The sequence below is a fragment of the Cohnella sp. genome, from assembly GCF_041640265.1.
Taxonomy (GTDB): domain Bacteria; phylum Bacillota; class Bacilli; order Paenibacillales; family Paenibacillaceae; genus Cohnella.
Genome location: NZ_JBEQAP010000006.1, coordinates 65,615 through 80,053 on the forward strand (window position 1 = coordinate 65,615; position 14,439 = coordinate 80,053).

The following is a 14,439-nucleotide window of genomic DNA, read 5'->3' on the forward strand; positions in this document are numbered from 1 at the left end:
GTGAAATCAATTTATATGAATACTTAAGCCATGACATCGTCATGGCTTAAGTCAATTCATACTCTCATTTGAACATTGTTAGAGAGCAAATAATAAATTACTCGCTTCATTCTGCCCCACATTATCCTTTCAATTATTTTATCACAGATCCTTCCTGCTAATGTGATGAATACTCTATATTAGGAGATATTCGTCCGTTTTATCACATTTTCCGAAAACCTCATTCAACGACATCGTGTCTAAACCAACGACATTCAATTAAATCTAATTTGCATTGAACAGTATAGTAATCGAAATCTCAGGAGCTAAAGATATATATTATTCCTATAGATGGCGATAGATAAAATATGAAAGGATGAAGCTATGTTCTCCCAATACGATGATATTATGTCAACGGAAGACGCAATGGAAGCTCTAAATATAGGGCGTTCAAAACTCTACGAACTTCTAAGAAGTGGACAAATCAAGTCCCTTAAATTGAAAGGTTATCGAATACCTAAGACTGCTGTAAAAGACTTCGTACTTACTCAAGCAAGGATAAACATGGAGCGATATAAAGAGTTGTCCGATAATTGAAACGAATATCTACAGTAAGCTGCGACCTATTCTGAGTCGCAGCTTTTTTCATTCTATAGCGACTAACTTATCTGCGTTCCTCAAAAAATAGAAACGGTGGTATGACTTATGAAAGGAAGCTTAAGCAAAAAGGGTACCTATTGGTACATGATCATAGAAACGAAAGATGATCTAGGTAATCGTAAACAAAAGTGGATCAACACCAAATGCGAGAAAAAGACAGATGCTAACAAAGTATTGCGAGATACGTTAGTCCAAATCGATAATAACAGATTTGTTGTTCCCAAGAAGCTGGCCTTATCTACGTTCCTTCTCGATTGGCTTAACAACGTAGTGAAAAACAAAGTCGAATCAACAACATGGGAAAGCTATGAACTTGTCATTAACAAGCATGTCGTTCCTTACATGATGACCCAGCTAAAAAATATCCAACTAATTGACTTGCAGCCTATACACCTGCAACGTTATTACGAATCGAAGACTGCGGCAGGATTGTCCGGCAACACATTACGGAAACACCACGCAAATATAAAGAGTGCCTTAGATTTTGGAGTAAGAATGAATCTGATTAGTTCCAATCCAGCAGACAGAATCCTCCTTCCGAAGAAGGAAAAATTTAAAGCTTCATTTTACAGCGTCGAACAGCTTGAACGCTTGTTTGAAGTGTGTGCTAACACTCCCATCGAGTCTGCTGTATATATTGCAGCACACTACGGACTCCGCAGAGGTGAGGTGCTGGGCTTGAAGTGGGATGCATTAGACCTCAAGCAAGGAAGCATATCCATTCGAGAAACTAGAGTCAAATTTGGCAAAGAAGTAGTCGTAAAGAAACCCAAGTCGGAGAGTAGCTACCGAACGATGCCATTGATTGAGAAGCTTAGAGGTTACTTCGAGATGCTTAAGGCAAGACGGAAAAGCAATAAAGCTTCATTCGGCAAGGAATATCATGACGAAGGTCACGTCTGTTGCTGGCCTGACGGATCGCCACTCAAATCGGAATACTTGAATCATCGTTTCAAGAAGATCCTCAGCGACAATAATCTCCCACCAATTCGTTTCCACGATTTGAGGCATTCCGCGGGTAGTTATCTCCTGAAGCACGGAATGAGCCTGCGGGAGATCCAAGTGTGGCTCGGTCATGCCGACCTGGGCACTACGACAATTTATACTCATATTGATACTGAGATGAAAAACAGCACCGCTCAGAAAATAAACGACATCTTCTCCAAAAATAAAGAACACGATTCATACAAAAATGAAAGTGAGGGCAACAACGATTGAACAAGAAACTATGGACAATGCTGGAGGACAACGAGACAGATAGAGCACTCGTAGAAATCGTCCAAAGGCATGTACGGCTTGTAGCCGAATACAGCCATAAGACGACTTGTCTTGAGCGCAGGCAGGCAATACAAGCGGAAATAGCGCTTCTGAGGGAAAAGTTTAAGCAGATCATTGAGCGAGGGGAACACCATCTGCGAGATACACATATTCACCCCGCTGAGGACATCGGGAATCCCGATTTCAATGTTTCAAATCACAAAAATAACTCAATGTTAGAAGAATGTTAGAAAACCAAGCTTGAATCCACTTTGACTAGGCCTCCAACGAACAATCTAAAACAAACAAAAAAAAAAGAAGCCTTGCTAGGCAAGGCTTCTCGGGTTTTAAATGTTGGTGCGGCCAAGAGGACTCGAACCTCCACGGCTGTTACACCACTAGAACCTGAATCTAGCGCGTCTGCCAATTCCGCCATGGCCGCATACATAAGTGATTTCGGATTATTCTGCATCACGTTACCGTGCTGTAAGCGTAATCCCATCGCAATCACGAACCTTATAATAGCACGGGTTCTCAAGCGAAGTCAAGCTAGCATCGGAAGTTCAAATATTCAGTTAATAGTCGCTATTTAATACGAAGGAGACACAGCATGACTACCCGGAATATCCATGCCCGGTGCATCGAGCTCTTCTGAGAACTCCGTATCCTGCCCCTTGTTTTGCAATGCTCCCTGCACCCTTATGATGCCTTGAGAAAGCGCATGTCCGCTTGCTGCGCCTGAAGCAACCGCTACGGCCTCCATAATCTGTTGATCGCTTGCCCCGAGGTCTCGTGCTTCTTGAACATGATAATAGGTACAAATTTCATTGTTCGCGAATAAGGCGACACCTAGCGCGATTAACTGCTTCGTGCGTGCATCCAGCTCGCCTGCTGCGAAGCATTCTCCTGTGAATTGCTGATAAGTATTAGCTACACTAGGAAGTATGTGCGACAAACCCGCTGCGTCGTTCTTATATTGTTGAACCTTTTGCTCCATTAAAGTCTTCATGTTTACTCTGCAGCCTCCTAGAATTTAGATGGTAACCTCATCTAATATCCCTTATGGATGCCATTTTCATTCGTAGGACCATTGTCTAGGTTCGCTTGCTAATTGTATCTCATAAGCTCTTTTAACCTTTACAACTTTCCGGTTTGGGCGCCGGATCAGCAGGTGCTCGTCGTCCCAGGCAACAACAATGCCGACTACATCATTCTGTTCCAGGGCATCTCTTACGACCCTAACTTTCGTACCTTCTACTCGATAGTGATCTAACTGATCATCATTCATGGCTTAGATCTCCCCCTAATCCGAATTTCGAGTTTCGACTATTTAAAAGGAGCCGCCTCATCTTAGGAATGAGACGGCTCCTTCTCTAGGTTCATTGCAGGTTACACGGAGAACTAGAACCCATTAACCGACATGCTCTCTCGTATCATTCGTTTCATACCAGCAATCCAAAACTTTGCTAGACATGACTCGTTTGCTGATATATTCTGCTTGGTGCTCCTCGAAAAGTTCCTGCCAAGAGATTTCTATCTCTTCGCACAACTTAACAACGGTGAGTAATTCGGACCAAGCCACATACCTTTTATACCAGAAAAATTGCGGGTGTTCGATCATGTATGGGTACAGGTCGTCGAACTCCGTGTGTTTGCAATCAAGCGCACGTTCGAAATGAATTTTGGACTTTTCCAGCTTATTCAGGAAAAAGTCGACCGACAAATTTACGTTTTCCATTTGCTGTTCGCCTCCCCTTCTGCAGGTTATCCTTATTATACGAAATGAATTCGAATTGTGAAAGGATATTCATAGCCCTAAATTATTCCTCAAACGTAATTGTGTTGTTATCGAGCGATTGAATCTTAACCAAGGTTTCTACTCGAAAGCCTTGCTCACGTAAGGTTCGACCGCCGGCCTGAAAGGATTTCTCGAGGACGATTCCAATTCCTGCTATATCCGCTCCGGATTGTTCAACAATTTTAATTAACCCGCGTGCTGCATCTCCGTTAGCGATAATATCATCGATGAATAGAACGGAATCCTCTGCACTCAGCAGATGGCGGGAAACGATAAGATCGGTAACGATACCTTTCGTAAAAGAAGGAACTCTCTCGCAATAGGCATCAGGTTCGCCTAACAATGTCTTCCTCCTGCGAGCGAATACCAGTGGAACTCCAAGCTCCAATGCTGTCGCAAACGCTACAGGTATCCCCGACGATTCTACGGTAATCACTTTTGTTATATTCTTCCCAGCAAACCTTGAGGCAAACTCCTTGCCCATTTCCATCGTGAGCTGAGGATCGACACCATGGTTCAGCAGAGAATCTAACTTCAAAACTCCAGAATTTATTACACTAGCTTCTTTGAGAATCCTCTCTTTGAGAATATCCATCGTCTTCTCCACCATCCGTTGTCATTTCCGTCTAACGTACCATATCCCAATCCCTCGCGCAACATTTAGGAAAGGATAGATACGCTTTCAGCCATTAATATGCACATGACTTTAGTCCCGATAATCTAGGCCCGTATGCGACAAAAGGATCATCTTTACTGAAAAATGGTCATTGACGAAACTTTTCCATGATTTGTAATGTCTTATATAGTGTAAGCAAACTTAAGGAGGGATCTAAATGCCGGGAAAAATCCATTCTTTATGCGTTATCGGGAGTGTGCTGCTGTTAGCCGCGACTTTGATTTCCTGCGGTTCATCTGCCGGCCAACCCATTTCCCCAGCACTTGATACTCCTCCACCGATTACTGCACCTATACAAGGCTTGCCTGCTGAAGAACCCAGAGATGACTTCGAGCTTCATCCGGATCAACCTTCCGACGCACCTGAACCGAAACCAGCTCCAGCAGCTCCCAAGAAACAACCTGCTTCTACAGCGCCTGCTGTCGAAGCATCTACTATAGAACCCAATCCGAAGAAACAAGAGCTCCCCCCAGAGACTGCTTTTCAACCAGAGTCCCCGTCCCTTGGAGGCATCGGTCTAGGAGCGACTGACAAGGACGTATTCAAACAATTCGGACTCCCATTAGATACTTATCCACTTCCCGGAGGCGCTCAGACAGTTGACATCTGGGAATATAGCGGATTCTCGATAGGGTTAAATTCGCAAGACAAGGTTGTATATGTGGAAATTTCCTCTGCGGAAGTGCGTACTGGAATTCGCGGCCTCGCCAACGGGATGGATGGTGCCAAAGCTGCTCTATTGTTAGGCTTACCTAATGATGATCAGACCCACGTATTAACCTTGGAAGTAACAGGCGGTTGGATTAAGCTGGATCTGGATCCCGAAACCCAGAACGTTCTTTCACTAAAGCTACTAAGCAATGATATTTAGAAACGCCTTCCTTCACGGGATTATCCCCGATGAAGGAAGGCGTTTTTTAGTTTCGGCAGCAGACTTCTACAGCTCGCCTCGTTCAGCTAGCAGATGAACCGCTAGCACGAACATGGCGTGAGACCAAGTCAGCGGTACAACCCAAGCCGTCTCACCAGTTTCCCGATCCACCTGTTCTGGAAGTAGACCAGAAGAGGTTGCATGCTTCACAGCATACTCAAGCAGCTGTCTTGCTTCCTCATACTGCCCCTGCAGCGTACGGAAGTGGCTCAACCACAGGGTTGTTAAAATCCAAGGGTTCCCGCCGATATAGTGGTCGTCCTCGTATCTCTTGATCCCGCCAACTGTTGGCGAAGTAAGCAGCTGCTGAATCGTATCTGCAGTCTGGATCATTCTTGGATGATCAATGGACACCGCCCCGAACGGTACGCTTATACCAAGTAAGCTGATATCGACGACAGAATCGACATCTAGAACAAATCTCTCGTAGCCCTTATCCCTCTGTCCGACGTATCCGCTCTCACCTCGAGCGATCGCAGCTTCATAGGTTTCCTTAGAAACCGTCAGCTTTAGTCCCCGGTAATAGGAGCCCTTGGATTCATTCCAGCAACGAGCCTCTATTCCTGCCGTGATTCCTTGAGCGGCTTTGTCCCACTCCGTTGCTAACTCCTCTTTCCCTTTTCGCCGGGCGAATGATGCAGCAGCCTTCAGTCCTCCGTGAACAGCAGCGGCAGAATACGTATGTTCCGCTTCACGTTCTTCCCATAGATCCCTGCTTGGCATAGGGAGGCCGGTATCCGGATCCAAATAGCGAACCAGGAAAGTCGCCCCCTTCTCTACAGCAGGCCACATTCGTTCGAGAAAAGCTTCCTGCTCTCCGGCATGCACATAATACTCCCACATCCCCCAAATCAGGGAGGAACCCTCATCGATTTGTAAACCCCAGCTAGGCGCCAATCTGCCGTCATGGTAATGCCGTTGCTGCCAAGAGCCGTCAGACTCCTGCGCAGTGATAGACCAGTCGTAGAACTTCTCCGTCAAGTCTCCCAAGCCTGATTTGTTAAACGCAGTCGTCACGAACGCCGCATCACGTCCCCAGCTATAGGCATATCCTCCGCAACGGCTGAAATACTCATCAAACTCCGGTGCTGCTACGATTGTTCCCGTAGCTTCGTCCGCCATAAGCTTCATGGCGAGCAAGGAGCGTTCATAAAGTGCTTGGATCTCTTGGCTCCCGCCAGGGCAAGGTGCTGCATTAGCCAAGTAATTGGCCCAGTACGCTTCCATCTCGGCGAACCATTCCGTGTATGTTTTATTTTTGGCCATTGACAGAGCATGAAGTGCCTCGTCCCTAGAATGACCAGCCGCGATATACACCGGGAATTCTAACGATTGACCTGGCTTTATGCCGGCAAACGACCATTTCAAAGCTCCGTCAGGCTGCATATCGATCACATTGCCATTGAGATATCCGTTGGCCGCACCATACCAAGCACCGTTGCCCGCTTGGTACCCGCTGCACACCTCGGAGCTTCCTACGGCAAAAGCATACTCATGTCGGAAATGAAGCAGCGCATCCTGTTCCCCCCGAAACTCCGTTGTTGCATACAACTCGCTGTCCATAATCCGGAATGAACCATAATGGAAAAATTCCAAATCACTAGCTTCGTGTCCATGATAAGTCAAACGGTACCCCCGTACCATCAATGCCTGTCCCGGAACGGCAAAGTCCGTTTGCTCCACCGTCACCGGGATATCCGGATGGGAGGAATTTACTCGATAAGCATTCGTGTGAGGCACATAGTTTGCAGTGTGCTGCCAACCCGCATGGGCATCATCAAACCAGGTTACGCCCCCCGGCGTATTCCCGAGCTTTAGCCCTGTGCGGATTTCATCCACATGCTGCGGATAATCAATGTGCGGCCACCACAGGCGGTACAATCTCCCGGTTTGTCCAAGTGACATCAGCATTGCTGAATTGCCCGCGATCGCATCTACGAGATATGGCTTCTTGCGCAGATGTTCATGCAATCTTCCTTCGTTAACCATAAAGCAGCTCCTTTGAAGCCCGGAACATGCGGACGATTCTCCCGGGCCGGGTAGTCGTCATTTCACATCACCATTCCGCCTTGCAGCAGAAGGAGCCCGAAGCGATATCTGCCCGGATGGAGCACCATACCGGTCATTTTTCGCTTCCCCCTCGGGACCGTGAATCGCCCTGACTCTATTTTACATTATCTTTTCCTGCGATCAAGCCCGCTTATTAATCTATAGTCGAGCGGTTCCGGAAAAGTCATGCTCGTCCGTTTTGCAACATAGCTTATTAAGAACAGACGGACAAGGCGGGCAGGAGGTTCCAGGTAATGAAGCAGTGGGCCAAAAGCATTCAAGTTGCGTTAACGTTTATCGGGACCGTTGTCGGTGCCGGGTTTGCTTCCGGTAGAGAGGTAATGCAATTTTTCACACGTTTCGGATATTGGGGGCCATACCTTATTATCTTATCTACTCTTTTCTTCGTATGGATTGGCGCTAGAGTCATGCTTCTTGCCGCCGATTTGAAGGCCAAATCCTATGAAGATCTGAATAAATACTTATTCGGGGAAAAAACCGGACGTTGGGTAAGCAACCTGATGCTGTTCGTCCTTCTCGGGGTAAATGCTGTTATGCTAGCCGGTGCAGGATCTGTATTCTCCGAGCATCTAAATTTGAGCTACCAAACTGGACTGCTTGTCACGATGTTTGCTTGTTTCATGCTGCTGCGCAAAGGTATGAGCGCCATTCTGACCATCAATACATTTGTTGTCCCTCTGATGATCGGCTTTACCGCATTTCTTGTTTTTGAAACCCTGCGTTATCCGAGCTCCCCGCACTGGTTATCTACCCCTAATGAGCTATCTCCATGGGCAGCCTGGCTATCTCCTTTCCTATATGCAGCTTTTAACTTATCAATGTCCCAAGCTGTCCTTGTCCCGCTCGGAGCCATGATCGGGGATACCCGTATTCTACGAAGAGGCGCTTGGATGGGGGGAATCGGCATCGGCCTGCTGCTGCTGGCGGGACATTTCGCGCTCTCCGCCCGTATGCCGGGCATCGCACAGTTCGAAATCCCCATGGGGGGAATTGCAAGAGAACTGGGTTCTTGGCTTCATTGGATTTTTGTACTGCTTATCTTCATGGAAATCTTCACGACATTAGTCGCAGATATATACGGTTTAACGCTTCAGGTGCACGAGAGAACCAAAGCTTCACAAGGAATGCTAACCATTATGTTATTACTCCTGTGCTTCCTTGCCGGACAATTCGGATTCGGAGCGTTGCTGTCCACTCTATATCCGATTTTCGGGTTGCTCAGCTTGGGCTGGCTATTCTTAATCAGCCGAGATCGTTCCCGGCCGCCAAGGGGGCCTACGCCCCCCGGCCCGGCAGATGCAGCAGCTGCGCGGATGGAATCCCGGCCGCTATTGTCTGAGCCGCATGTGAGTGACACGTAAATAATAGAACCTGCCTTGTTCTCGCCAAGTCCTCTAATACAGGTAACGTGTGATTCAATCGTCCTTCATCGAAATGCACGAATAAATCATCCAATAGTAAAGGAAGCGGATGCTCGGGAGCTGCTGCATCACATAAGGCAAAGCGCATAGCCAGATAAAGCTGCTCCTGGGTACCCCGGCTTAAAAAAGCGCTGTCCAATAACCGCCGATCCTGCGTCTCTGCAAGTAACAAAGGATTGTCCCCGGGAGCTACAATACGAATGTATGCTCCATTAGTCATTTGCTGCAAATACCGAGATGAGCGTTGCAGCACCTCCGGCTGCTTCTCCTCCTCGAAGACCGATTTTGTATGATCAATGAGATAATTGCTGAGGGCGAGAATAACGTACCTTTCGCTTAATTGCTCCAGCTTACTTTGCAATTGTCCAAGTCTCATCCCTTTATCTTCCAGCTCGGCATCTGTTCGAAGTCTTTCGAGCTCTTGTGTAAAACGTCCCCGCTGATCTAGCAGCTCAGATCGATGAGTTTCCTCCTCAGTCAATCTCATTTTCTGCTCGCTTAAGAGACTGACAAGGGTAGCTTCATCATGTGTATGAAGCAGCTCATATAATTCGTTCTGGGCTGCTTGATCTCGTCCAGACTCTAATCGAATGCTTATCTCTCTCGCTTCCCTACGCAGCGTTAAACAGCACGTATCGATATGTATTCGCTGCTCAAGTTCAGCCTCAGATGCCACTTGCAGATCATGGAACAGAGAACTTATTGAGCGATCCGCAAGCGTTAGCAATACTTGCGCCTCTTGGGCCAAAGCCTCCGCTTTCTGCAGCTCGCGTTCGAGCCTGGCAGCTTCTTCCTTCACCGACTGCTGCTTCATCGCCTCACGATATAACCACTGAACAGATTGAATAACATCCGTACGAACACTCTCGGGTGGAGGGCAGCGTTCGAACAATTGATTAGCCGACTGCTCATACTCCTTGATCGTCCTTAATATCATATCCGAGCGATCCTTTACTCGTTGACGTTGACGCAGTACAGCTTGCCCTTGCTCAGCCAAACCGAGCAGCTCCGGCAAGGTCTCAGGCAGCAGATGAGCGGGCAGCTTACGGGCTTGCAGCCATATTTGCCACTGAGAATGCAGCTCGTCTATCCGTTCATCCTGCTTCATGGCATCTCGTTCTGCAAGCTCTTTTTCTAGCTGCAGCTCTTGTAACCGACTATCAAGCTCCTGCTGCTTAGATCTCCCGCGATCGACCTCCTCTAGCCGACCCAGCTGTTCATGTACAGCCTCGCGAAGCTGTGACCAGAGGATATCTTCATTATCCGGTGCGGCTGTGTCTGCCGACATGCTTGTATCCGGATATTCCGGAATAAGCTTTGCTGCCGAGGTCTCGGGATCATTTATCAATTGGCGCAGCCGATCAGCAACCTGTTTACGCTGGGACCGGATCGAAACGGCATATTCGTCATCTTTTCCCGAATGGCGGCGAAAGGCCGCAGCTCCAAGTCCAACCGATAGAAGCAGCGGAAGAATGGCTAAAATATAGAACCAAGACTGTAAGTTGCTCTCACGGCCAATTATTATAACCACGATTGCAGCAACTCCGGTAAACCCAAGTACTCCGGATGCTGCATACAGATTTCTTGCCGACTTCGTTTTTGTCGTGCGCGGACTGCTGGTGCGTGTATATACCGTCTTAGGTTGCCGATTGCTCGACCTCACTCGTTCATAGCTTCTTCTTGCATCCTCTGCATTGTGCCAAGCTTGCAGAAGCGCAACACGTGTACGAGGAACGAACATCCCGAATGGAAAAGCCGAAGAAGCCTCATCCTGAAGCCGTGAATGACGGTTAACAGAACCCGCTTCCACCTGCAGCACCTCCTGCTGCCGGACGATTCTCCGAATATCAGCCTGCAGGCTATTCGAGGCTCGTTCAGCCTCCTCCCATGTCTGCTGCAAACGGCGAACCATCTCACGTTCGGCTGCCATTCCTCCGAAAAGCAGCAGCTCTTCTTCCCCCCATTCCCCCGATATTCTTGAGAGAATACCGTTGACAGTCTCATCTAACATCCGGCGCTCGGACTCCAGCTCTGCAGCTTCATCCCGCCTGGCTGCCATTCCTTCCCGATGAGCCTCCATGCGTTCCCATTCCGGCAGTAAGGTTGCCAACTCGTCATCCCACGACAATTTCTCGCGCATAGCCTTAAGGTCCGCTGCGGCATCCTGAGTCTTCCGAAGCTGATCTGTTGCTTCTATTCTATTCTTTCTTAGTTCTGCCCAAGCAGTGCAAGCTTGCTCCGCCAACAAGGGTGCCGCCGGATTGGGCAGCTGCTCTCGCATATCTGATTCTTCCATCCGCAAAGCTTCTCGCTTTAGCCACCATTCCCTTAATTCATAAGCACTCTGCAGCTTAACGGCTTGTATGCGAAGCACTGGGAGATTGCGCTCAGACAGCTCCAGCCGGTGCTGAGCTTGTAACAAAGCATCCCTGGTCTCGTTATAAGCTTGAATGCTGTCTCGGCTTTGACGAATCGACGTCTCGATTTCCTTCATAGCGGCAAGCAGACGGTTCAACTCCTGCGTCGTTCCTCTGGGACGGTATAGTTGATCCATCTCCAAAGCAATCTTACGTCTTGCGGCTGTAAGAGCGGAGCCTCCGGCCAATCCCGCATGGTACAAGTAGTTTCCTACCTCTTCTCCTTGAAGAGACCGCAGCTCATGCAGCTCATTCAATGACACGGCAAACAGCTGACGGAATAACCTTTCAGAGATTCCACCCAGCATTAGGCGCTCCCATTCCGCCTGACCCATCACTCTTTCTATTCCACTCTCGTTACGCAGAATAAGTCCGTTACCCCTTTCGGCATAACGTTCGAGTACAAATTCATGCCCTGATGTATCAGAAAGGCGTAACCGGCCCCCATGACGCCCTCCGAATACGGGCTCCCCCCGCTCAACGGGCTCCTTACGTGTCGGGAAGCCATATAACATGCTCCGGATAAACCGTAGAACCGTGCTTTTACCGGCTTCGTTAGAACCATAAATGACGGTAACGGGGGCTTCTAACTGAAGCTTCAAGCCATGTAGCGCACCGTAACCGTCCAACTGAAGCTCTCGGATAAACATCCCGTTTCCCCCACTCTATGCCGTTTAACCCGCATCCTCATCCCTTAACAGAGAGACGGATATCTCCATCGCCCGTTCAATCCATTGCCCGCGTTCCTCATGGCTTCTGGCTTCCAACCACTCGCGAATTCTCGGTTGCTTGCGAAGAGAATCCATCGCATCCTCTACCCATGCTCTCAATTCCTCTGGTCGCTGCGCAACCGCCCTCCCCTTACGAACGAGTTCACCAACGAATCCGTCCTCCTCCGCAAGGGTATCCAGCTCCAAGAGGCCTCTTGTTCGTACAGCAAGGGATTCCGGCCATAACCAAGCTTCCGTCTCTTCTGGCACGCCTAGCCAGTCTCTTAGCTCTTCAAGCCATTCCTCCGCAATACTCGGGTCCAATAGCTGATCGTGCAGCACTCCCCGGCCCTCCAATCGAATTCGTACAATAGAAGGACGACCTTGCGTTTCTTGCCGGAGCTCTTCTAACGCCGTAAGCAGGCGATTCTTAAGCTCCTGCTCTCGCTTCATACCTTCAATAGAGACAACGATTTCCTGCCATAACACATCTGCAAGATCTCGAAATTGCATCTCAATGGACCCCGAGTCAGAGACCGAGACAACATAGACACCTTTACCTCCCGTTTCGCGTATGCTGCGTCCTTGAAGGTTGCCTGGGTAGACAACATGGGGATATTCGTGTAAAGTTCTGCGATCATGAACATGACCTAGCGCCCAGTAATGAAAGCCGGCTGAAACGAGCTCATCCAACTTGCAAGGCGCGTAATTGTCATAGGAGGGATCCCCATCTACGTTTGCATGCAGCAGCGCCAAATGAAAAGGCGCCCCCTCCCGAATCCTGAAGCGGAGCGCCAAATTGTCGGTGACTGCAGAAGTCGCATAAGAGATACCATAAACATTAGCCGCAAGCTTACCGCTGCGGGTATAAGCAGGTTGGCAATCAACCTCACTAGAACCAAACACATGAACGCTTTGCGGTAAATCTAGCTTCGCTTGCCTTCCGCTCTCGGGATCATGATTACCATGGACGACGAACACTTGAATGCCCAGCGCTGCGATCTCTGCGAGAACCCGCTGAAGCCTGAGCTGCGCACGCAGGGATCGATCAGCAGCATCGAATAAATCTCCCGCAAGCACAACGAAATCAACCTTTTCTTGCTTCGCAATGTCCAATAGCCGCCATAGCGCTGTAAAAGTCGATTCCCGCAATCGCTCTCGGACAGCATCCGGCACCTTGGTCAGCCCTTTGAAGGGACTATCCAAATGAAGGTCCGCCGCATGGATAAATGTAAAGGGAGCTCCCATATGAGATCACGTCTCCTGTTTGTGTGTCCCTTGCGAAATGCCATTGTCGAAGGAAGTGTATATCCGCTTCAGCTCGCTGATAACCCGGTTAAGCGAATAAGTTTTCTTCGCTTTGTTCCAGCCTGCGCGGGCCATTTCATAGCGGAAATGGGGATCGTTAATAACCGTTTCCAGCGCATCGGCTAAAGCCTCTGGGTCCTCCGACGGCACGAGGAGACCGTTCTGTCCATTCTCAATCTGCTCCGCAATCCCGCCGACGTCTGTACCTACGAGAGCAAGCAAACATAACGCTGCTTCAGCGAACACGGAGCCGAACGCTTCCGCTCTCGACGGCAATACGAATACATCGAAGAAAGGCATGAGCTCTTCAGGGTGAAGCATATAGCCATAGAAAATAGTATTGTCATAGATGCCTAACTGCTGAGACAAGCCCTCGAGCTCTTCCCTGATCGGACCATCTCCGATAATGTGCAGGACGAAAGGGCAATTTCTTCTCGAAAGCTCCGCACAGGCGCGAAGCAAGATATCAAGACCTTTGGCAGGTACAAGACGGCATATTGTAACGAGCTGGGTTACCTCGTTCTCATGGGGGACAGGCTTAAATCTTTTCTCGTCATATCCGTTCGGAATAACTTTAATAAGCTCCGGTTGCTTCAGATAAGCACCCACATATTGGGCGAATGATTGCGATACCGTCATAATCCGATCCGTCTGCTGCTCAAGCTCTCGATAGATGGAAGTCAAGAATCGATGCTCGGGTCCATCTTGGGCAATACGCCCGTTAAGAATAAGCTCTCGCTCATAGCTGGAGTGTATCGTCATTAGCACGGGAGTATCTGGATAAATATGCTTCATGGCAAGTGCCGCTATCGGATGATGCGCATGAATGAGATCGAATCTTTGCCCCGTTAGTCGTAATTTCACCCACCAGATGTAATCCCTATAGGTTTGAATGTATTTGTCTATCGTTGTATTCCCTGCATATTGCAGCCAATCGAACGTTGCAAATTCAATCTCTTCATGTCCTTTGTTGCGGATTCGTTTCGGCAGCGAGAACATTTCCATTTGCCAGCCGATTTTACGGAACCGCTCCCTGATATAGGGCACCATGGACGAAACGCCTCCCGGTTGCTCCGGGGGAAAAAACAGTGCCTGCAAGATGTTCATAAGCGATTCCTCCTTACTTCCGACTCTCTAGGCGATTTAGTATAAATAGGTTATGCTCTTAGTCTATCAAAAATATGATATATTAGAAACATATGTTCTGCAACC

13 protein-coding genes, 1 tRNA gene and 1 pseudogene are annotated in these 14,439 nt (G+C 48.4%); 6 read left to right on the forward strand and 9 right to left on the reverse strand.

Translation table 11 applies throughout. The features are described 5' to 3' along the window. Window positions 1-387 precede the first annotated feature (387 nt). From ACESLK_RS06825 to ACESLK_RS06835, 3 genes are all read left to right on the forward strand, one after another. Window positions 388-576: a helix-turn-helix domain-containing protein gene (locus tag ACESLK_RS06825; RefSeq protein WP_372663809.1), complete on the forward strand. Its 189-nt coding sequence runs from the start codon at window positions 388-390 to the stop codon at window positions 574-576. Between the two features lie 108 nt (window positions 577-684). Further along, a complete protein-coding gene (locus ACESLK_RS06830; protein WP_372663811.1) occupies window positions 685-1,857 on the forward strand; it encodes a tyrosine-type recombinase/integrase in 1,173 nt (390 codons plus the stop codon). Then, the gene (locus ACESLK_RS06835) at window positions 1,854-2,147 is read left to right on the forward strand and encodes a hypothetical protein (protein WP_372663813.1); all 294 of its coding nucleotides are present in this window, start codon (window positions 1,854-1,856) and stop codon (window positions 2,145-2,147) included. The genes ACESLK_RS06830 and ACESLK_RS06835 overlap by 4 nt, the downstream gene beginning before the upstream one ends. Before the next feature lie 104 nt (window positions 2,148-2,251). Here ACESLK_RS06835 and ACESLK_RS06840 read toward each other — a convergent pair. From ACESLK_RS06840 to ACESLK_RS06860, 5 genes and pseudogenes are all read right to left on the reverse strand, one after another. Continuing rightward, window positions 2,252-2,338, reverse strand: a tRNA-Leu gene (locus ACESLK_RS06840). Between the two features lie 240 nt (window positions 2,339-2,578). Then, window positions 2,579-2,905 (reverse strand): annotated as a pseudogene (locus ACESLK_RS06845) (carboxymuconolactone decarboxylase family protein); the annotation flags it as partial. A gap of 66 nt (window positions 2,906-2,971) precedes the next feature. Then, complete coding sequence (locus ACESLK_RS06850; protein WP_372663815.1) at window positions 2,972-3,184, reverse strand: hypothetical protein; 213 nt, start codon at window positions 3,182-3,184, stop codon at window positions 2,972-2,974. A gap of 123 nt (window positions 3,185-3,307) precedes the next feature. After that, entirely contained in the window at window positions 3,308-3,634 is a 327-nt protein-coding gene (locus ACESLK_RS06855) for a hypothetical protein (protein ID WP_372663817.1), read from the reverse strand. Window positions 3,635-3,716: 82 nt separating this feature from the next. Next, window positions 3,717-4,289 carry a xanthine phosphoribosyltransferase gene (locus tag ACESLK_RS06860; protein ID WP_372663818.1) on the reverse strand — a complete coding sequence of 191 codons (573 nt, stop codon included), beginning with the start codon at window positions 4,287-4,289 and terminating at the stop codon, window positions 3,717-3,719. A gap of 238 nt (window positions 4,290-4,527) precedes the next feature. Between ACESLK_RS06860 and ACESLK_RS06865 the strand changes: the two genes are divergently transcribed. Then, window positions 4,528-5,241 carry a hypothetical protein gene (locus ACESLK_RS06865; protein ID WP_372663820.1) on the forward strand — a complete coding sequence of 238 codons (714 nt, stop codon included), beginning with the start codon at window positions 4,528-4,530 and terminating at the stop codon, window positions 5,239-5,241. A 66-nt stretch (window positions 5,242-5,307) separates the two neighbouring features. On the opposite strand, the gene ACESLK_RS06870 is transcribed toward ACESLK_RS06865, so the two are convergent. Beyond that, window positions 5,308-7,290 (reverse strand): glycoside hydrolase family 15 protein, encoded by a 1,983-nt coding sequence (locus ACESLK_RS06870; protein WP_372663822.1) that lies wholly within the window; start codon window positions 7,288-7,290, stop codon window positions 5,308-5,310. Window positions 7,291-7,316: 26 nt separating this feature from the next. Here ACESLK_RS06870 and ACESLK_RS06875 point away from each other — a divergent pair, with 26 nt between their 5' ends. Continuing rightward, window positions 7,317-7,463 carry a hypothetical protein gene (locus tag ACESLK_RS06875; protein WP_372663824.1) on the forward strand — a complete coding sequence of 49 codons (147 nt, stop codon included), beginning with the start codon at window positions 7,317-7,319 and terminating at the stop codon, window positions 7,461-7,463. 141 nt (window positions 7,464-7,604) lie between these two features. Continuing rightward, complete coding sequence (locus tag ACESLK_RS06880; RefSeq protein WP_372663826.1) at window positions 7,605-8,732, forward strand: YkvI family membrane protein; 1,128 nt, start codon at window positions 7,605-7,607, stop codon at window positions 8,730-8,732. Here ACESLK_RS06880 and ACESLK_RS06885 read toward each other — a convergent pair. Genes ACESLK_RS06885 through ACESLK_RS06895 form a run of 3 tightly spaced genes read right to left on the reverse strand, consistent with a single transcriptional unit; the run spans window position 8,647 to window position 14,334 of the window. Continuing rightward, on the reverse strand, window positions 8,647-11,859 hold the full coding sequence (locus ACESLK_RS06885) for an AAA family ATPase (protein WP_372663828.1): 3,213 nt from the start codon (window positions 11,857-11,859) through the stop codon (window positions 8,647-8,649). The genes ACESLK_RS06880 and ACESLK_RS06885 overlap by 86 nt on opposite strands. Window positions 11,860-11,883: 24 nt before the next feature. Further along, window positions 11,884-13,167, reverse strand: coding sequence for a metallophosphoesterase family protein (locus ACESLK_RS06890; RefSeq protein WP_372663830.1), 1,284 nt, complete (start codon window positions 13,165-13,167; stop codon window positions 11,884-11,886). A gap of 6 nt (window positions 13,168-13,173) precedes the next feature. After that, window positions 13,174-14,334 carry a glycosyltransferase family 4 protein gene (locus ACESLK_RS06895; protein ID WP_372663832.1) on the reverse strand — a complete coding sequence of 387 codons (1,161 nt, stop codon included), beginning with the start codon at window positions 14,332-14,334 and terminating at the stop codon, window positions 13,174-13,176. Window positions 14,335-14,439: the final 105 nt, after the last annotated feature.